General features: G+C 38.2%; 14 protein-coding genes. 9 read left to right on the forward strand and 5 right to left on the reverse strand.

Going from position 1 to position 19,312, the window contains the following annotated elements:
- Positions 1-252 precede the first annotated feature (252 nt).
- Together HNP38_RS14725 and HNP38_RS14730 are read left to right on the forward strand one after the other, a co-directional pair.
- Positions 253-687 carry a transposase gene (locus HNP38_RS14725; protein WP_184190869.1) on the forward strand — a complete coding sequence of 145 codons (435 nt, stop codon included), beginning with the start codon at positions 253-255 and terminating at the stop codon, positions 685-687.
- 105 nt (positions 688-792) lie between these two features.
- Positions 793-1,119, forward strand: coding sequence for a helix-turn-helix domain-containing protein (locus HNP38_RS14730; RefSeq protein WP_184190872.1), 327 nt, complete (start codon positions 793-795; stop codon positions 1,117-1,119).
- Between the two features lie 188 nt (positions 1,120-1,307).
- On the opposite strand, the gene HNP38_RS14735 is transcribed toward HNP38_RS14730, so the two are convergent.
- The 3 genes from HNP38_RS14735 to HNP38_RS14745 all read right to left on the reverse strand — a co-directional run bounded on the left by HNP38_RS14735 (position 1,308) and on the right by HNP38_RS14745 (position 3,930).
- Complete coding sequence (locus HNP38_RS14735; RefSeq protein WP_184190874.1) at positions 1,308-2,144, reverse strand: SH3 domain-containing protein; 837 nt, start codon at positions 2,142-2,144, stop codon at positions 1,308-1,310.
- A 16-nt stretch (positions 2,145-2,160) separates the two neighbouring features.
- Positions 2,161-2,988: a 50S ribosomal protein L11 methyltransferase gene (gene prmA / locus HNP38_RS14740; RefSeq protein WP_184190876.1), complete on the reverse strand. Its 828-nt coding sequence runs from the start codon at positions 2,986-2,988 to the stop codon at positions 2,161-2,163.
- A 192-nt stretch (positions 2,989-3,180) separates the two neighbouring features.
- The gene (locus tag HNP38_RS14745) at positions 3,181-3,930 is read right to left on the reverse strand and encodes a glycerophosphodiester phosphodiesterase family protein (RefSeq protein ID WP_228461078.1); all 750 of its coding nucleotides are present in this window, start codon (positions 3,928-3,930) and stop codon (positions 3,181-3,183) included.
- 185 nt (positions 3,931-4,115) lie between these two features.
- Between HNP38_RS14745 and ligA the strand changes: the two genes are divergently transcribed.
- Complete coding sequence (ligA, locus tag HNP38_RS14750; RefSeq protein ID WP_184190878.1) at positions 4,116-6,122, forward strand: NAD-dependent DNA ligase LigA; 2,007 nt, start codon at positions 4,116-4,118, stop codon at positions 6,120-6,122.
- Between the two features lie 177 nt (positions 6,123-6,299).
- Here ligA and HNP38_RS14755 read toward each other — a convergent pair whose 3' ends face one another.
- Positions 6,300-7,019 (reverse strand): hypothetical protein, encoded by a 720-nt coding sequence (locus tag HNP38_RS14755; protein ID WP_184190880.1) that lies wholly within the window; start codon positions 7,017-7,019, stop codon positions 6,300-6,302.
- Positions 7,020-7,145: 126 nt separating this feature from the next.
- On the opposite strand from HNP38_RS14755, the gene HNP38_RS14760 reads away from it, so the two are divergent.
- The 4 genes from HNP38_RS14760 to HNP38_RS14775 all read left to right on the forward strand — a co-directional run bounded on the left by HNP38_RS14760 (position 7,146) and on the right by HNP38_RS14775 (position 12,238).
- Positions 7,146-7,790, forward strand: a complete 645-nt coding sequence (locus HNP38_RS14760) for an MgtC/SapB family protein (RefSeq protein ID WP_184190882.1) — start codon at positions 7,146-7,148, stop codon at positions 7,788-7,790.
- Positions 7,791-7,944: 154 nt separating this feature from the next.
- A complete protein-coding gene (locus HNP38_RS14765) occupies positions 7,945-10,083 on the forward strand; it encodes a S46 family peptidase (RefSeq protein ID WP_184190884.1) in 2,139 nt (712 codons plus the stop codon).
- A gap of 77 nt (positions 10,084-10,160) precedes the next feature.
- Entirely contained in the window at positions 10,161-11,162 is a 1,002-nt protein-coding gene (locus HNP38_RS14770) for a polysaccharide deacetylase family protein (protein WP_194299357.1), read from the forward strand.
- The gene (locus HNP38_RS14775; RefSeq protein ID WP_184190886.1) at positions 11,159-12,238 is read left to right on the forward strand and encodes a GNAT family N-acetyltransferase; all 1,080 of its coding nucleotides are present in this window, start codon (positions 11,159-11,161) and stop codon (positions 12,236-12,238) included. Before HNP38_RS14770 ends, HNP38_RS14775 begins: the two co-directional genes overlap by 4 nt.
- Positions 12,239-12,556: 318 nt before the next feature.
- Here the strand turns inward: HNP38_RS14775 and HNP38_RS14780 are convergent, their stop codons facing one another.
- Positions 12,557-15,436, reverse strand: coding sequence for a M16 family metallopeptidase (locus tag HNP38_RS14780; protein WP_410493775.1), 2,880 nt, complete (start codon positions 15,434-15,436; stop codon positions 12,557-12,559).
- Between the two features lie 364 nt (positions 15,437-15,800).
- Here HNP38_RS14780 and HNP38_RS14785 point away from each other — a divergent pair, with 364 nt between their 5' ends.
- Both HNP38_RS14785 and kdpA read left to right on the forward strand, forming a co-directional pair.
- Positions 15,801-17,126 (forward strand): sigma-54-dependent transcriptional regulator, encoded by a 1,326-nt coding sequence (locus HNP38_RS14785; RefSeq protein WP_184190888.1) that lies wholly within the window; start codon positions 15,801-15,803, stop codon positions 17,124-17,126.
- A gap of 443 nt (positions 17,127-17,569) precedes the next feature.
- Complete coding sequence (kdpA, locus tag HNP38_RS14790) at positions 17,570-19,264, forward strand: potassium-transporting ATPase subunit KdpA (protein WP_184190890.1); 1,695 nt, start codon at positions 17,570-17,572, stop codon at positions 19,262-19,264.
- The last annotated feature ends 48 nt before the right edge of the window (positions 19,265-19,312 follow it).

The following is a 19,312-nucleotide window of genomic DNA, read 5'->3' on the forward strand; positions in this document are numbered from 1 at the left end:
ATTATTCATTAATACTTTAACTATTCAAATTAATTGCAGCCAGGGAGGTATAAAACCGATTTTACAGGTATATACCTCTTCTGCAATTAGCTAAAATAAACACAAACAAAGAAAATCTGCTAAAACGACAATTAGTCGTATAAGCCATTTTTAGAAATATCTGTACAGCAAAACAAATTATTTTCATGATTCTCTTTAAAAATAATACCGCTGTAGCTGTAAAATTGATGAAAAAAATTAAAAATTTACCAAATGAACTTCAAAGAAATACATATAGGTGCATTAATAAACCAGGCAGTAATGGAAACTGAAATAGATATTGCACGCATCTGCAATTTTATAAAATGTTCTGAAAAAGAGATTTTAGATATGTATGAATCCAGGAGTATATGCACAGAAATTTTGATGCGCTGGAGCAAATTGTTAGAATACGATTTTTTTAGAATTTACACACAACATCTCATCTTGTACTCCCCACCATCTGGAACAGGACGTTCCATAGATTACGACAAGAACCCCAGGCTCAGCCTGCCAAGGTTCAGAAAAAATATTTATACTCAGGAAATCATCTACTTTATTCTGGAAAGAATACAAAATGGAGAAATGACAAAAAATGAAGTGATAAAGAAATATAACATCCCCAGAACAACACTTCATAAATGGATAAGCAAATATATATCTGCATAAATAAGAACATATATACCTCTTTCCAATGTCTATAAACTTCTACTATATTGAACAATTAATCAAATTTTCATACCCGATATATTCTCATTAAATATGAATTGACACATGGAAAAATTTAAAATACCGAACTATAAGGAAATATTCCTGGATATTCTTAAGATTAAGTTTCCGGAAAAGAAAAAGAAAATATTGCCCTTAATCAATAAGGAAAAATTTTCTGCAGAGGAAATTCTGTCTATAAATAATCAATTATATGGGGAGACTGACAAAGATAAGAGTTTGCTTAATAACAAACTTCATTCTTACAGAGAGTCAGATATTCTGAGAATGCTGGACTATCAGAAAAAGAATAATTTAAACAATACAGAATTGGCCAATCATTTTAATCTTAGCAGGAATACAGTGGCAAAATGGAAAAAAGTATTTTTTTAAAACCTGAGTTTTGATTAATCAGCTTGTTTAGACTTCCCCGGCTATAAACTCAACCCGAAAGCAATTAGACAATTTTTTTTAACCCTGCAGTTGATCACATTGTAAAGAGTTTACTTATATTTTCCATCACTTTCAAAAACAAAAAAATCTCACTGGTTTCAGTGAGATTTTTTATATAATAAATGTGATCATTTTAATTTAAAACTGTGTCCGTTCCAAAGATAAGTTTTGGAAGAGCGCTTCATTTTCTCTTTATCTTTTTCATCTTTTTCCATTTCTTCCATCTTCCAGATAAAAGCATTGGAAATTCCGCCTTTATCATTCGGGAATATAAAATGTTCACTATGGTAATATACATCAGCATCGCCTACATTCATCAGCTGGGGAAGAGCAATAAGCTTTTTATCCTTAAACAATACATACTGATCATAGCCTGCAATTCCACAGGCTTCTCCTGAAACAGCAGCCTTTAAGGTCAGTTCAACATTCTGTAGCTTATGTCCGCTTTCAATATTGAACCTTGCAAAATTTAAACTTTCTCCGGAACCTGTATCAAAGAGAACCTCATCTATCAGGGTATTGTCCTCAACGACTTTTATTCCTGCTACATTCTGCCCGAATGATTGGCCAAACTGTTTATCCTTCCTGGGTTCAGTTTTTGAGAGCCCGAAAAGAAAATCATATCCGTTCTTACTTCTGTATCCTACGCAAAGATTTCCGCCCCAGACATATCCTTCCCGAGTCTGACCTCCCTTTTGGTAAGATATCTTATACCAGTTGGCCGATCTTTCCCCTAATTGTATGATCTTGTCATCTTTTTTAAGGATCAGAATCCGGCTGTTGGTCTGCAACGAATCCAGTATTGGAGAATTAATATCCGGGCCCTGTCTTACCCTTGTCCGGTCTGTAAAAATTTTCTGGATTTTATTTTCTTCAAACTGAAAAATGCCATTGGCATACAGCTCTTCCTGTGCAGAAAAAATCTGTATGAAAAACAGAAATAAAAAGATAAACAGTGATCTCATATACTATCAAATACTGTTATTTTTCCAACAACAGGCTTACCCATTCTTCGCGCTGTAACTGTTTTTTCAATTCAAGGCCATTCTCCCTGCAAACCTCCATAATATCATCCACATCAAAGAAACACAATCCTGAAAGCAATAGTTTCCCTCCATCATTCAAAACAGAAACATACGTTGAAATATCCGAGATCAGAATATTCCGGTTGATATTCGCTAAAATGATATCATAATTTTCTTTTCCCAAATTGTCAGCGGTTCCCTGTTCGATGTCTAACTTTACTCCGTTTCGTTCTGCATTTTCCTTAGAATTTTCTACAGACCATTCATCGATATCGATGGCTTTCACATGATCCGCTCCTTGCTGTTTGGCATAAATCGCCAAAACGGAAGTTCCGCATCCCATATCCAGAACCTCTTTACCATTGAAATCAAAATCCATCATCTGCTGGATCATCAGGTGGGTGGTAGGATGATGCCCTGTCCCAAAAGACATTTTAGGCTGAATGATGATCTCATGCATTCCGGGTACGGATTCATGGAATTCTGCCCTGATCAGCACCTTATCATCTATATTGATGGGCGAAAAATTCTTTTCCCATTCCTCATTCCAGTTAATATTCGGCATTTCCTGAAATGAATATTCGACCTTTACCTCTTCATTCCCAAAAATAGGAAGTGCTTTAAGCTCATCCTTATTCAACAGGTCTTTCTGAATATATCCTAAAATACCTTCTGCCTCTTCCGTGAAGCTGTCAAAGCCTATTTCAATAAGCTCTGCCATTAATATTTCGTTCCAGGGCTGAAGCGGGGAAATTTTGAAATTGAATTCTAAATAATTTTGCATGTGATAAATTTAGTACAAAAATAAAACTTGTTTTCCGAATTCATATTCTTTAATCTATGAAGTCCGCAAGATTATTTTAGTTTTTGGATAAAGCCCGCCCCAATTCCTCTATTGATAATATTTTCCCTCCAATACTATAAAGATTTCGGCCGGCCTTAAAAGGCCGGCCGAAATCTTTATCTTTTATCCCGGTTATTTGTCTTTCAGCTGGTCAGGAATATTGGTCGTAATAAAATCTATTCCCTGCGCTTTCAGTTGTTCGTAAACCGTAATATCATTTACCGTCCATGAATTGGTGATCAGCCCCAATGCTTTTGCCTCGGAGATCCATGTCGGATTTTTGCTGAAAACACTGTAATGATAATCCATCCCATCAAGGCCTTCTTTTTTGATCTGTTCCGGTGACAGTTCACCGTTCAGATACTGAACTTTAAATTTTGGTTCTATTCTTTTGACCTCTTTGCAGATATTTAGGCTAAAGGAAATAAATTCACTTTGGGATTCCAGCTTCATATCTTTTACCATTTTAATAGTTTTCTCTACCAGCTCATTTTCTTTTTCCTGAGAACTGATAGGTTTCAGCTCGATGATCAGCTTTACGGAAGGGTCTTTTTTTCCCTGTTTCAGATAATCTTTTAAAATAGGAAGATTTTCACCGTTGGATAATTTCAGTTTTTTTAATTCCCTGAAATCCGTTCCGGTAATTTCCATTTTTCCGTGATTCTCATCATGATTCACAACCAGAATACCATCCTTAGACATTCTTACATCAAATTCAGCTCCGTAAATCTTTAGTTGCTGGGCATTCTCCAACGCTTTGACCGAGTTTTCCGTCGTAGGGGGCTGCGTCTGCCAATACCCTCTGTGTGCAATAATTTGAGTTTGTGCCGTCATCAATACCGTACTTAAAACAGTTAATCCTAAGATAAAATTTTTCATCATACAAAAATAGATATTACTAATCTTATTTTCAGAATTGATTTTTAAACGTCACCTATTTACCAAAATATTTTACCATTCTTCACAATGATGAAACTCTATAATAACCCATTATGATCCGAATATTTAATTCCCATATTTTTTAAATGAGATTAGTTTATTTATTTTTGCTTAAAAGATAACCCGCAATGTCCGAAAACATTCAACAGAAGATAGAACAGCTTCGCAAAGAGCTTCATCAGCATAATGAAAATTATTATTTACTGGATACGCCTACCATTACAGATTATGAATTTGATCAGTTACTGGAAGAGCTTCAGGATCTAGAAGCCAGGCATCCTGAATTTTATGATGAAAACTCTCCTACCATGCGTGTGGGCGGAGGCATTACGAAAGTATTCCCTACCATTCAGCATAAATTCAGAATGTATTCCCTGGACAACTCCTATGATTTTGATGATCTGGAAGATTGGGAAAAGAGGATCATTAAAACCATTGATGAGCCTGTGGAATTTGTTGCAGAATTAAAATATGACGGTGCTTCCATCTCTATCCTTTATGAAAATGGAAAACTGACACAGGCCGTGACACGAGGTGACGGATTTCAGGGTGATGAGATCACCGCCAATGTCCGGACGATCTCGGATATTCCTCTTACTCTGAAAGGTGGTTATCCTGAACATTTTTTTATGCGCGGCGAGATCTATTTAACCAGAAAAAATTTCGACAAGATCAATAAACTGCGTGAAGAAGAAGGCCTGGATCCTTTTATGAATCCGAGAAATACCGCAAGCGGTAGTCTTAAGATACAGGACAGTTCCGAGGTGAGAAAACGCGGGCTTTCCTCAGTATTATATCAGTTTATTTCAGAAGAAATCCCTGCTAAAACCCATTGGGAATTATTGGAAAATGCAAAATCCTGGGGTTTTAAGACCTCTCAGCAGGCTAAGCTTTGCTCCACAATGGATGAAGTAAAGGAATTTATTAATTATTGGGATACAGAACGCCACAACCTGCCTTTTGAAATTGACGGAATTGTATTGAAAGTTAATTCTTTGCAACAGCAGAGACAGCTTGGCTACACCGCAAAATCACCACGCTGGGCAATGGCTTATAAATTCAAAGCAGAAAAAGTAGAAACAGAACTGCAAAGTGTTGCTTACCAGGTAGGAAGAACCGGGGCCATTACCCCTGTCGCCAATCTGAAACCTGTTTTATTGGCCGGCACCATTGTAAAAAGAGCATCACTCCATAATGAAGATATTATCAAAAAGCTGGACCTTCATGAAAATGATTTCGTATATGTAGAAAAAGGTGGTGAGATCATTCCGAAGATCGTTGGAGTAAACACTGAAAAAAGGAATGCAGAAAGCAGGGAGATAGAATACATCCGGCATTGCCCGGAATGTGGAACAGAATTGGTGAAAATTGAAGACCAGGCGATCCATTTCTGTCCCAATGAACTGCACTGCCCGCCTCAGGTAGTGGGAAGGATGATCCATTATGTTTCCAGAAAAGCTTTAAATATTGAAAACCTGGGAAGCGAAACCATTGAACAGCTTTACAGGGAAAAACTCATAGAAAATCCTGCTGATCTGTATGTTTTAACAAAAGAACAGCTTCTTCCACTGGAAAGAATGGCGGAAAAGTCCGCCCAGAATATCATTTCCGGTATCGAAAAATCAAAGGAAATCCCTTTTGAAAAGGTTTTATACGGGATCGGGATCAAGCATGTGGGAGAAACCGTGGCAAAAAAACTGGTAAAGAATTTCCCGACGATTGAAGAACTTAAGAATGCTACCGTTGAGGAGCTCTGCCAGGTAGAGGATATCGGAGCTAAAATTGCCATAAGCATCGCTGAATTCTTCCAAAACCCTGAAAATATATTAATGATCCAGCGTTTGAAATCATATGGCGTACAGCTGGAAAAAGGAGAAAGCACAAACGAAGTCCTGTCGAATGTTTTGGAAGGGAAATCCTTCCTTTTCACCGGTAAATTATCATTATTCACCAGAGAACTGGCAGAAGAAATGGTGGAAAAGCATGGCGGGAAAAATATTTCGGCGGTTTCCAAAAACCTTAATTTCCTTGTTGTAGGAGAAAAAGCAGGAAGCAAGCTGAAAAAGGCCCAGGACATCGGGACCATAGAAATCCTTGATGAGCAGCAGTTTTTGGATCTGATTGAGAAACAGTAAACTATCTTTAAAACTAATCAAAGACTTTAAAAGGCCGGAGCTCTCTTCCGGTCTTTCTTATTTTAGAAAGATCCGTATAAACTGATCATCATTCAGATCCTTCTACATCAGGATAACAGATGACACAGATATAGGATCAAAGAAAATAAAAAGGTGATATTTTATATGAAACTAATTCTACTGTATGCCACTATATCTGCTTGTTTCAATGATATATAAAGCCGTGGAAATTTTTTCTGCGAATTCCTTATCTGTATTCTCAAAACGGAAAAACCCTTCCTCAAGCTTTTCAGCATGGGTATTGATCCAGCTCTTCATTTTCTCCCTATCACTTCCCTTTACATCCCGAAGTTCACTTCTTTCAGTAGCAAGTTCACTATAATAATTTTCAATAAGATCGACATAAGCTTTGAAGCTATTATTGTCAAAATCTACCTTCCAAGACTCTAAGAGCCGATCCATATTCTTTGTGAGCTTATATATTTCCACAAAGATTTCTTTTTCAAAATAAGGTTTGCTTTCAAGGCTGTTCTTCCACCATCCATAGAGGAAACCGATGATTGCGGCCCTTTCATTATCCGGCCAGCTTTGCCAGTCGCCATACTCCAGCTTCCCGAGAATAACGAATTCTGAAACTACCAGGTTACCCGTTGCCAAAAGTTCAAAAATCCTGGGTAAAAAATGCCTGAAATCATCTACACTTCCCCAAGTTGTCATAGCTTTGAAGCTGTATCTTGAAAGATCTTCACCATCCAGATCTTTCAAAGATTTTATATGAATTTTCTCTTTATCATCCTCTGAAACACAGCATGGGCAGCTCTGAATTTTCGAATTCAGAGGATAAATGGAAAATACCATGTACAAACTTTCAATGGCTGATTTTAGTTCAGGTATCACTTTAATTTTTATTTTACAGCCTCTAAATTAATTATTTTTTTGACGTTTCCTGTTTCCGGGCATATCCAATCTTGTTATTGATTATTTTATCGTAATTTTATTCTGAGCTAGTTAAAAGTGTAAAAGATGGAATTTTTAAACGATCATTCTATTCAAAATGAGCTGTTGCTGATATTCATATCTGTTCTTCTCGGCTTATTTATTGGGGCGGAACGCGAATACCGGAACAAATCTGCAGGATTGCGTACTTTTATTTTAGTATGTTTCGGTTCCTGTTTATTTACCATACTTTCCATTAAAATCGGTATTGAAAATCCGGATCGTTTAGCTGCCAATATCATTACAGGAATTGGTTTCCTGGGAGCCGGAGTTATTTTTAAAGGAGATAATAAGATTGACGGGATTACCACGGCAACTACCATTTGGGCAACAGCATCCATAGGCATGGCAGTGGGTTCAGGGTATGTTTATTTATCACTTTTGGGGACCGTTCTCGTATTGTTGATTTTAAGTGCTCTTACTTACCTGGAAGATGTGATCGACAGAAACCATAAGATCATAGAATACAAAATAGAAACTGTAAATGCTAATGACACGGTATATTGTGAAGAACTTTTCAGGAAACACCATTTAAGGTTCAAAATATCTAAACAACAATATACACAGGGAAATCTTACTACAACATGGGTATTGTCAGGCAAAAAGAAACACCATGAATCTCTGGTCAAAGAACTGAGAAACAATCCTAAAATCACTGCTTATCAATTTTAGAATAAAAACAAAAAATAAGTATTTATCGGGCTTTCCAATCGTTTAACCATTCCGATCCGTCAATACTGATCTTATTTTTCCTTTATCAGCCTGCTTTGGGATTTTATACCCTTTCATTTTAATTTTCTTTGTAAATTAGGGCAAAATTTTGATTATGACAAAAAAGATACTTTTATCTGTATTTCTTTTGCCGGCTGCAATGGCTTTTGCGCAACAATACGGAGGAATGTGGATCCCTACCGAGCTGAATGAAAAGGAAATGAAAGACCTGGGAATGAAAATCTCTGCAAAGGACATCTTCAACCCTCAAAAACCAAGTATAAAAGACGCTGTAGTACAGTTCAACGGAGGATGTACCGCTGAGATCATCTCACCGAAAGGCTTGTTACTGACCAACCACCACTGCGGTTATGATAATATCCAGGATCATTCTACGGTTGAAAATGATCTTCTGACCAACGGATTCTGGGCCAAAAACATGGGACAGGAGCTTCCCAATCCGGGCGTCACCGTAGATTTCATTGTAGACATCAAAGAAGTAACTAATCAGATTTTAGAAGGTACGGACAACCTTACGGAATCCGAACTTTCGAAAAAAATTGCGGGCAATGTCGAGACTTATAAAAATTCTCAAAAGACAGAACCTTATCAGACTATTTCTGTAAAATCTATGTATTACGGGAATAAATATTATGCCTATACCATCGAAACTTACAAGGATGTCCGTCTGGTAGGTGCCCCGCCTCAAAGTATCGGAAAGTTCGGAAGTGATACGGATAACTGGGTATGGCCGAGACACACGGGAGATTTCTCCATGTTCAGGATCTATGCCGATAAAAACAATAAACCTGCGGAATACTCCAAGGACAATGTCCCTTATGTTCCGAAACACTACCTTCCGGTTTCTATAAAGGACAAAAATGAAAACGATTTCACCTTCGTATTCGGATTCCCGGGCAGAACTACAGAGTACCTTCCGGCCATTGCCGTAGAAAAGATCATGACCGAGATTGATCCGGCAAGGATCGCCGTACGTGATGTAGCTCTGAAAACATTAGATGAGAAAATGCGTGTGGATAATGCAACACGTATCAAATATTCCTCAAAATATGCTTCCGTAGCCAATTACTGGAAGAAGTGGATCGGGGAAGTTGAAGGGCTGAAGAAATCCAATGCCGTACAGAAAAAATCGATGTACGAAAGCTCATTGATCACTAAGAATCCTGAGATCAAAACAACAATCGACCAATTAAACAGACTGTATAACGACCAGGCTCCGTATGCTTTAAACAATGCCTATTATTCAGAAGTAGTAAGAAATGCCGAAACATTAACGCTTGCCAATCTTTATTCCAATTATATCTCGGCTGTTGAAGCAGGAAAAATGAATGAGAAAAGTCTGGCTTCTTTTAAGAGCAGACTTGCTTCTTTTTACAAAGATTACAGTGCCGAGCTGGATGCAAAAGTGACGGCAAAATTACTTGCATTGTACACTAATAAAACAGCACCACAGTTCTTACCTGCCGGATTTGAAAAATATAAAAATGAAGCTCAGAATATCCAGACCATAGAGGAAGTTTCTAAAAGTTCTGTGATTACGGGAAGATCGGAAGTGAACGGTGCATCTTTATCGCAGGATATAGAAAAAGCGTTCTCAGATCAGGATCAGCTGATCAAAACCATCAAGAATGATCCTGTTTATATACTTTTCAGCAGCTTAAAAGAAGCTTATATGAAAACAGCTGATCCTCACTATACTTCGCTTCAGGCAAAAATTGATGCCTTGCAGAAGAAGTTCATGGCTCAGCAGATGGCAACGGATAAAGACAGAAAATTCTTTCCGGACGCCAACTCTACTCTCCGTGTAACCTACGGAAAGGTAAAAGGCTCTGCTCCCAGGGATGCGGTTTCTTATGATTATCAGACCCACCTTGCCGGGGTTATCGAAAAATATATACCGGGAGATTATGAGTTTGATGTTCCTAAAAAGCTGATCGATCTTTATGGCAAGAAAGATTTCGGAGTTTATAAAGATAAAACAGGTGATGTTCCTGTAGCCTTCACTGCGACCAATCATACTACGGGAGGAAACTCGGGAAGCCCGGCACTGGATGCCTACGGAAATCTGGTTGGGTTAAACTTCGACAGACAGTGGGAAGGAACGATGAGTGATATCAATTACGATCCGCGTTTCAGTAGGAATATTATGGTGGATACCAAGTATATTCTTTTTGTCATCGATAAATTTGCCGATTCAAAATGGCTGATCGATGAAATGAAGATCATAAAATAATTTTTTAAATATCAACTCTGGAGTCTATTTAAACTCTTCCTTCCGGATGATTTTAAATAGATTCTTTTTTATTAAATATGATAAAGGAAAGGATAATAAGCTTACTCGCAGGTTTTGAGAACGGAAATACCGAAAGAACATTTCCGTTGGACTACTGCCTGCCCATTTATCATTGTGTTTCTGACGACAACCTGCCTCACCTCAACAGGATCATCAGGTATAAAAATGTAAGACAGTTTGAAGAAGATCTTGATTATTTATCAAAATGTTTTCAGTTTGTAAGCTGGGATGAATTCAAAGACTATGTCAAGGGTAAATTCAGACCCCAAAAGAAGATCGTTCTGCTTACTTTTGATGATGGTTTCCGTGAGTTTTATGATGTGGTGGCACCTGTTCTGGAAAGAAAAGGGATCTATGCTGTTAATTTTGTGAATCCAGGCTTTATTGATAATCAGGATCTGATGTTCCGCTGCAAGGCAAGCCTGATCATTAATGAGCTTGACAAAAAAACGGATGTAAACCCTGAGTTTTATAATATTCTTCAATCTCAAAACGAATCACAGGAAAAGATCAGAAAGAAGATACTGGGCATCAGCTACCTGAAAAAAGAAATCCTTGAAAGACTTGCTGAAAGTCTTGAGCTCGATTTTACCCTGTTCCTGAAAGAGCAAAAACCTTATTTAAGCCTTAAGCAGCTAAGAATATTGACCCAAAAAGGCTTCGGGATCTCAGCACACAGCTGGGATCATCCCTTATATCATGAGTTACCGACAGAGCAACAGCTTGAAACTACGAACAGAAGCATTCGTTATTTAAAGGAGAATGGTTTTCATGGAGACAGCTTTGCTTTTCCTTTTACGGATTTTGGGGTAAGTAAAGCATTTTTTGATGAGCTATTTAGAAACAGAGAGATCCTGTGCACCTTTGGGGGTGCCGGTATCAAACTTGACAGCGTAGAAAGAAATTTCCAGAGAATACCCATGGAAACGGGTGAAAGTGCGGAGACCCTATTAAAAAAAGAGATTGCCTATTTCAGATTTAAAAAGCTGTTCAATAAAAACAGAATTGTAAGAAAATGATCCATCTAAAAACATTTAATAAAAAAGAGCTTGCAGAATTTGTATCATCCGGTGATTTCAGAAAGTATGATTTTCTTCCGATCACGGAACAAAGGGCAAAATCCCAGATCAGGAACCCAAAGGCGGATGACGAACAGGCCTTGCTTATTTTAGCTTTCGATGATGACCGGCTGGCCGGGTATCTGGGGTGTTTTCCGGATCATTTTCTTATTGATGGAAATCCTGTAAAGTATGCATGGCTAAGCACCATCTATGTAAGCAATGAATTCAGGGGAAAAAGAATTGCCCAAACATTATTGAACAAAGCTTTCGAAGAATATAACGGAGCCATTTCCATCACCGAGTTTACCAAAGAAGCAGAGAGCCTGTATAACAAAATAGGTGTTTTTCAGTATATAGAGTCTAAAAAAGGCAAGCGGTATTATTTCCGGTCTGATCTGGCGACCGTTATTCCGTCAAAAAAGCCAGAAACAAAACCTATGAAACCTCTTTTCCGGATTACCGACCTTGGGATCAATTCACTTCTTTCGGTTAAGAACTATTTCTCGGAAAAGCCGGATTTTACTTTTGAGATTCTTGATAAAATAGATACGGAAAGTGCTGAATTCATTTCACGATTCAAAAGCAACCGCAATGCTGCGGAAATTAACTGGATCATGGAAAATCCGTGGGTGCTGGAAGGAAAAAGTAAGGAAGAAAAATACCTTTTCTCCAATACTGCCCAGGTTTTCAGGTATCATTGGGTAAAGATCTATGATCATCATGGTGTTTTGGAGACCTGCTCACTTTTATTCATCCGTGACGGCCACCTTAAAATTCCTTATCTATTTTCAAACTCAGATTTAACCCTGTATATTGATTTTCTAAGTTATTTTATCATAGAGAAAAAAATAAAAACCCTGACGAGCTATCAAACCACCCTTAATGAAAAGATCATTACGGCAAAAGGATTCCCAAAGATCTATGAACGTGATTTTGAGAGAAGATATATGTTCCACAAACGTTTTTTTGAAAAGCTCCCGGAAAACTTCACACCCTATTTTCAGGATGGAGACGGAGACTGTGCCATGACATAAAAAGGGGCATAAAAACAGTTCTGGTCAGAATTTCTTCCGACCAGAACCAAAGATATAATTTTTTTTCAGGGGGATTATTAATCTTTAATCTGCTAGCTCTTGCATATAAAATTTGTGTTTTTTAATGTGCCATGCAAGATGAGAATAAAGGTTAAAAAAATTTTCATCATTTTGTTATTGCAAAGTAACAACATCTAAAATGAAATTACCAGAAATTCAAATAGATATATATCGATAGAAATATAGATGTTTCTCTATAAATAAAAATCCCGGTCGGAATCTTTCTTCCAACCGGGACCAAAGTTAAAAATCTCTTTCCTAATATCCGAAAATCTCTTCCAGACTGACTTCGGTAAAAGTTCCCATAACATTGGCCGCATCCCTGTTCAGATTTTCTTTTTTACCGATGATGGCCGTATTAAAATGTAGCGGTTTTATCTCTGTCTCATAGAATTGTTTAATATCTTCAAATCTTAAGCTTTCGATCTGCCTGTAAATATCTTTTCTGAAATCATACTCAATTCCCAGTTTTTTCAGCTTTAAGGTATTGAAAAAAATATTCGTTCTGGTGATCCTTGTTGAAGCAATCTGTTTCAGGGCTGCATTTTTAGCATTTTCAAACTGGATCGGTACTTCGGGAAGCTCACTCATCAGATCATTCATGGTATCCACGGCGATCTGTAGTTTATCCGGTTGTGTCCCGATGTAGGTCGTTACATAATCCGGGCGGCCCAGCTCCGGATTGGCCGCATAAGAAACATAGGCTGAATAAGCCAGACTCTTGCTCTCACGGATTTCCTGGAAAACGATGGACGATAAACCCCTTCCGAAATACTCATTGAAGACATTAATCTTTCCGAAATTATCCGTATTTACCTTATTCCCTTTTCCTATCTTGCTCATCTCCATCTGTACCATATCGTAATCTGTAAAATACACATTTCCGCTGGTTTCAGGTTCAGGATACTTTTTAGGTTCGGAAATTGTAAGGCTTTCAGGCTCAACATATGTATCGATATATCCCTTAAAGCCGTCAAAATCTTTCCCGTAAAAAAATATTTCATAAGGATAGCTGAACAGTCTTTTCATCCTGTCTGTAAACTCTTCCACCCTGCTGCTCTGCAATTGCTCTTTAGTAATAACATCCGTAAACCTTGAAAAGCTGCCCAGTTTAGCATAATTCGTCAGGGCTGTCATGATACGGCCTTTATCCTTTTTCACAGCTTCCCGGTTTTCCAGGACAGTATCAGCAAACTGTTTATAAATAGCCTGATCCGGTTTCACCTCAGACATCCAGTGCTGTAGCAGCCCGATTCCTTTTTCAATATTTTCTTCCAGTCCGCTCAGCGAGATCAAAAGCTGATCAGAAGCTGTCTTAAAATCGTTCGTAACTCCTATTTTAAAGAACTCTTTTTTCAGGTCTTCAGGAGAAAACTGATCTGTTCCCAGGTATTGAAGTATTTGCGTTGAAAGTCCCAGATCCCTGTCATGATCACTTCCGAACGGAAAAATAAAATGCACCTGGGCAATATCATTATATTTATTTTTAACAAAGCTTATTTTTTTGCCTTTTACAGTATCTGTAAAGATCTCTTTGCCATAATCAATAAACTCCGGCCGGATATCTTCTGTTTTTTCAGACAGGATCTGTTTTAAAAATTCAGATTGGGTCTCGCGGTTGATCTTTACCGGAGTGATTCCCGGATTTTCAACCCGTACGAGCTTATCATTAATTCCTTTTTCCTTATATACGGCTACATAGTTCTCTTTAAAGAACTCATTGGCAAATTCTATAACGTCCTGCTTAGTGAAGCGTTCGTACTCTTCCATTTCATTTAGCTCTTCCTCCCAGATCCTGCCTTTGATATAGGTATCATAAAGATTGGTAGCAAGGCCTTCTGCTGTTTCCAGCCCTTTCATTCTCTGAAGCCTGAAATCACTGACGATAGCTGGAAGCATCCAGTCCGGGAATTCCCCTTTTTTTACCAGCTCTATCTGCTCCAAAACCATATCTTTTGCTTCATCCAATGTTTGTGTTTCCTTAGGAACGGCAACGATTGAAAAATAACCATACTGTTTTAAACCAATGGAAAAGGCCTGTGCCCAAAGCATTTTTTGGGTCTGATTGATATTAAGATCCAATAATCCTGCCTCTCCCCTGTTACTTAAAATATTGGCAACAACATCAGCCAGCATAGACTCACGGGTTCCATAGCTGTCTGTTCTCCAGGCCAGTTGAATCCTTGGTGTGGTAGGGCTCTTTACGGTCCTTTTTACAACTTCTGTGATTGGCTTTTCTACAATTGGAGTTTTCTCCGGAAGTTCCCTGTAAGGAATTGTTCCGAAGTACCGGTCTACAAGCTGAATGGTTTCTTCAAAATCCAGATCACCTACCAGAACCATCGCATAGTTATTAGGAACATAGTATTCGTCAAAATACTTATGAATAGCCTTCATAGATGGATTTTTCAGATGTTCCGGTCGCCCTAAAGTTGTTTGCTGCCCGTTTGGATGGGTCGGGAAAAGAGCACTCATAAGTTCGTAGCTTACCAGTCTTGTATCATTATCCTGTGCCCTGTTGAACTCTTCGTATACCGACTCCAGCTCTGTATGAAAAAGGCGAAGAACGATTTCCGAGAACCTTTCCTTTTCTATTTTCAGCCATTTTTCAAGCTCGTTATTCGGGATATTATTCTTGTAAACAGTCTCGTCAAACCAGGTATGGGCATTGGTACCGCTTGCTCCCAGGGAAGATATAAGCTTATCATATTCATTGGCAATTGCATATTGACTGGCTTCCTGAGAAATTTCATCTATCTTTCTGTAGATCTCTTTCTTCTTTTCAGGATCTGGTTCAGCCTTATGATCTTCATATAATTCTGAGATTTGATCCAGCAAAGTTTTTTCTTTCTGCCAATCCTGCGTACCGATCTTTGAAGTCCCTTTGAACATCATATGCTCAAGATAGTGTGCCAGTCCCGTATTGTCGGAAGGATCATTATTGCTTCCTGTCCTTACCGGAATAAATGTCTGTATTCTCGGGGCATCAAAATTCTGGGCGAGAAAAACTTTCAGTCCGTTTTTCAGGGTGTAGATCCTTACCTTATTTTCGTCGTGGGTTACTGTGATATATTCGTAGTTGTTATTATCCGTATGAAGTGTTTCCTTATGCTTTTTGTCAATCATATATAAATCCATATTCATCCTTTTTTAATTCCGGAATGTCTACAAATGTAAGGAAAAGCGAAATTGCAAAAAGGAAAAATTGTAAAATCGTAAATTTGCCGGATAAAAATCAACAGCGTGTTTGCCATTCAGAGCGGAATAAAATGGAGCGTGGAATCTAAACCGTATTACTCAACTGTTGAGTTTCCTCCGGCATGATAAACTTCATGCATAACCCTGATAAGTATTAGCATCTTTGCGAACTTAAAAACAGTATTAATTTTTAAAACCTTTGCAAACTTTGCGTTTCAACTTAGCACATCTGCAATTTTGCTTTTTTACGGTTTTGCTCAAATAAAATCAATAAGTTTGCATAGGTTTTCCAAAAATCACTACCATGCATGGAAACATTCTGATCATCGATGATGAAATAAAACTCCTGAAACTATTAGGGATGATCCTTTCCCAGGAAGATTTCAATGTAAAAGAAGCTTCAACGGCGCGTTCTGCAATGACTATGCTCGAGCAATACGATTTTGATGTGGTACTCAGTGACGTCCGCCTTCCCGATGCCTTTGGAGTTGAGCTGGTAAAGTCCATCAAAACCAAATATCCCCATCTGGAGATCATTTTAATGACCGCTTTCGGGAATATTACCGATGCCGTTCAGGCCATGAAAAATGGTGCTTATGACTATCTCGTAAAAGGCGACGATAATGAGAAGATCATTCCATTGGTGTATAAAGCCCTGGAAAAAGCTAAGGACAACAGGTCTAAAATTGTTCAGAAAAACACTTCCCTAAAAGGCTTTGACCAGATCATGGGAAGTTCTCCGGCTATTCTTCAGGCCAGAAAACTGGCGGAAAAAGTGGCTTTAACGGACGCTACTGTACTTTTAACCGGTGAAACGGGAACCGGAAAAGAAGTTTTTGCCAATGCCATCCATGAAGGAAGTGACAGGAAGAAAAATAATTTTGTTGCTATCAACTGTTCCGCATTCAGTAAGGAAATATTGGAAAGCGAGCTTTTCGGGCATAAGCAGGGAGCTTTCACCGGAGCTGTAAAGGATAAAAAAGGATTAGTAGAAGAAGCCAACGGAGGTACTTTATTCCTTGATGAGATCGGGGAAATGCCGATTGAGCTACAGGCAAAACTACTCAGGGTTCTGGAGACAAAGGAGTTCATCAAAATGGGCGAAACCAAAATTTCAAAATCTGATTTCAGACTGATTGCCGCCACCAACAGGGATCTGGAAAATGAGATCAGGCAGGGAAATTTCAGGGAAGACCTGTACTTCAGGCTGAATGTATTTGAGATCAGCCTGCCTCCGCTCCGGGAACGAAAAGAGGATTTAAAGGTTTTAGCCAAAAGTTTCATTGATCTTTTTTCCCATAAGCTTCATTTACCGGCTGTTCAGGTTACTCCTGAATATTATAAAACATTAGAAAAAAACGATTGGAAAGGAAATATCCGCGAGCTTAGGAATACTATTGAAAGAAGCCTGATCTTGATGAGCAATAATCTACTGGACGTTGAAAACCTCCCACATTACTCTGAAAAAACAGTTTCTGAAAAAGATTCTTTAAGTATGAGATCCCTGGAAAAAGAACATATCCAGAAGGTTTTGCAGTACACTAAAGGGAATAAAGCCGAAACAGCCAGATTACTGGAAATCGGAATTGCTACCCTATACAGAAAGTTAGAAGAATACAGCTTAAGATAAAATCTGATCTTATCATTTTAATAAAAAGCCTATCAAAATGATAGGCTTTTTTATTTTCCAGCAATCCCTAAAAATTCATAACACACTCATATTAAAACAATTACATACACCATTTTTTGATTGGAATTTCTTTTGGCATTACTGATTCAGAATAAAATATGTATAAAATGACTATTTCAAGAAAAATGCCAAAAAAACGGGAATATTCCCGATTCAGCCTGCTAATCGTATCGTATGTACTTTTTATCCTTTTAACATTAATTGTAGCCATATGATGCTTATTAGTTTAATCCTGCTCAGTATTGTGATGTTCTGGATTTTATATAAGTCCGTTGAATTTTTTGATAAAATATAAGACTATGTGGAGTTTATTTTTCCTTTCCATCCTCGCTTTTGTGTATATCTGTTATGTATTAATGAAACCTGAAAAATTTTAAACAATTATGAATACAGAAATTTCAGGCATTATAGCAATGTTTATTATCACCCTGGTTATCGGTATATTTTTAGGGAAATATGTTGCCAATGTATATGGTTATAAGAAACCATTTGCAGATCCGGTTTTTCAGCCTTTTGAAAACCTTATTTATAAAATTTCAGGAATCAATCCGAACCGGCAGATGACCTGGAAACAGAATATGTTCGCCATGCTGACCATTAATTTAATTTGGTTCGTCATCGGATTTTTCATTTTACTGAACCAGTCATGGCTTCCTTTAAACCCGGACGGAAATCCGGATATGTCTCCTGATCTTGCTTTCAATACAGCCATTTCATTCCTGGTCAATTGTAATCTTCAGCATTATTCGGGTGAGACCGGAGTAAGCTACCTAAGCCAGCTATACTTAATGTTCTTACAGTTTGTGACAGCAGCCACAGGAATGGCAGCAATGGCCATACTTTTCAAGGCGTTCAAAGAAAAAACGACTACGGAATTAGGCAATTTCTATGACTTTTTTACCAGATCTATTACAAGGATACTTGTTCCTATCAGCATTGTGGTTGCATTCATCCTTTCTGCCAACGGAACTCCGATGACCTTTGAGGGGAAAGACCATATCACTACTTTGGAAGGTCAAAAAACGGATGTTTCCAGAGGACCGGCCGCTGCTTTTGTTGCGATCAAACATTTAGGCACAAACGGAGGCGGATTTTTCGGAGCCAATTCAGCGCATCCGCTTGAAAATCCCAATTATTTTACCAATATGACGGAAATGGTTACCCAGATGATCATTCCCTTTGCCCTTGTCTTTGCTTTAGGATTTTATCTTAATAAAAGAAAACTGTCATGGATCATATTTTCTGTGATGACCATAGGTTTTCTGGCCTTGGCCATTCCCAATATCATCATGGAATCCCATGGGAACCCCTTAATTACACAAATGGGAGCCGATAATAACCTGGGAGCTATGGAAGGCAAAGAGATCCGTTTCGGAAGTATGGCTTCAGGATACTGGAGCATTGCCACTACAGTCATTTCCACTGGTTCGGTAAACGCAATGCACGACAGCACAATGCCTCTTTCCGGCATGAACCAGCTTTTGGCCATGATGATCAACTGTTTCTATGGAGGCTGCGGAGTCGGGATCTTAAATTATTTTATATTCATTATCCTTGCCGTATTCATAAGTGGTTTGATGGTAGGCAGAACACCGGAATTCTTAGGAAAAAAGATCGAGGCAAAAGAAATGAAGATCGCTATGATCGTAGCACTGTTCCATCCTTTCCTGATCCTGGTGGGAACCGCTTTAACGGCTTATTTCCCGGAATTTGGGGCAAAAACATTGAATAACCCGGGTTTTCATGGGTTCAGTGAAATGCTGTATGAATTCACCTCATCTTCTGCGAACAACGGTTCAGGCTTTGAAGGATTAGGTGATAATACTCCCTGGTGGAATATTTCAACCGGAATTGTCCTGCTGCTATCCAGATTCATCCCGATCATTGGCCCTATTGCCATTGCAGGTTTACTGGCACAGAAAAAATACATTCCCGAAAGTTCAGGAACACTGAAGACGGATACGGCGACGTTTGGATTTATGACTTTAGCGGTGATACTCCTTATTGCTGCTCTGTCCTTCTTCCCTGCCCTTACTTTAGGACCTATTGCGGAGCAACTAAAATACTTTGGTAATTAAAAGATTTAAAAATTCAAATATTAAAAGATTAATTGAACCATTAAGAAG

It is taken from the genome of Chryseobacterium defluvii, assembly GCF_014204415.1.
Taxonomy (GTDB): Bacteria; Bacteroidota; Bacteroidia; order Flavobacteriales; family Weeksellaceae; genus Chryseobacterium; species Chryseobacterium defluvii_A.

Excerpts from the sequence above, each read along its gene's own strand:
- HNP38_RS14725 (WP_184190869.1), top strand. The coding sequence starts at position 253 with ATGAACTTCAAAGAAATACATATAGGTGCATTAATAAACCAGGCAGTA.
- HNP38_RS14730 (WP_184190872.1), top strand. The coding sequence starts at position 793 with ATGGAAAAATTTAAAATACCGAACTATAAGGAAATATTCCTGGATATT.
- HNP38_RS14735 (WP_184190874.1), bottom strand. The coding sequence starts at position 2,144 with ATGAGATCACTGTTTATCTTTTTATTTCTGTTTTTCATACAGATTTTT.
- prmA (WP_184190876.1), bottom strand. The coding sequence starts at position 2,988 with ATGCAAAATTATTTAGAATTCAATTTCAAAATTTCCCCGCTTCAGCCC.
- HNP38_RS14745 (WP_228461078.1), bottom strand. The coding sequence starts at position 3,930 with ATGATGAAAAATTTTATCTTAGGATTAACTGTTTTAAGTACGGTATTG.
- ligA (WP_184190878.1), top strand. The coding sequence starts at position 4,116 with ATGTCCGAAAACATTCAACAGAAGATAGAACAGCTTCGCAAAGAGCTT.
- HNP38_RS14760 (WP_184190882.1), top strand. The coding sequence starts at position 7,146 with ATGGAATTTTTAAACGATCATTCTATTCAAAATGAGCTGTTGCTGATA.
- HNP38_RS14765 (WP_184190884.1), top strand. The coding sequence starts at position 7,945 with ATGACAAAAAAGATACTTTTATCTGTATTTCTTTTGCCGGCTGCAATG.
- HNP38_RS14770 (WP_194299357.1), top strand. The coding sequence starts at position 10,161 with ATGATAAAGGAAAGGATAATAAGCTTACTCGCAGGTTTTGAGAACGGA.
- HNP38_RS14775 (WP_184190886.1), top strand. The coding sequence starts at position 11,159 with ATGATCCATCTAAAAACATTTAATAAAAAAGAGCTTGCAGAATTTGTA.
- HNP38_RS14780 (WP_410493775.1), bottom strand. The coding sequence starts at position 15,436 with ATGGATTTATATATGATTGACAAAAAGCATAAGGAAACACTTCATACG.
- HNP38_RS14785 (WP_184190888.1), top strand. The coding sequence starts at position 15,801 with ATGCATGGAAACATTCTGATCATCGATGATGAAATAAAACTCCTGAAA.
- kdpA (WP_184190890.1), top strand. The coding sequence starts at position 17,570 with ATGAATACAGAAATTTCAGGCATTATAGCAATGTTTATTATCACCCTG.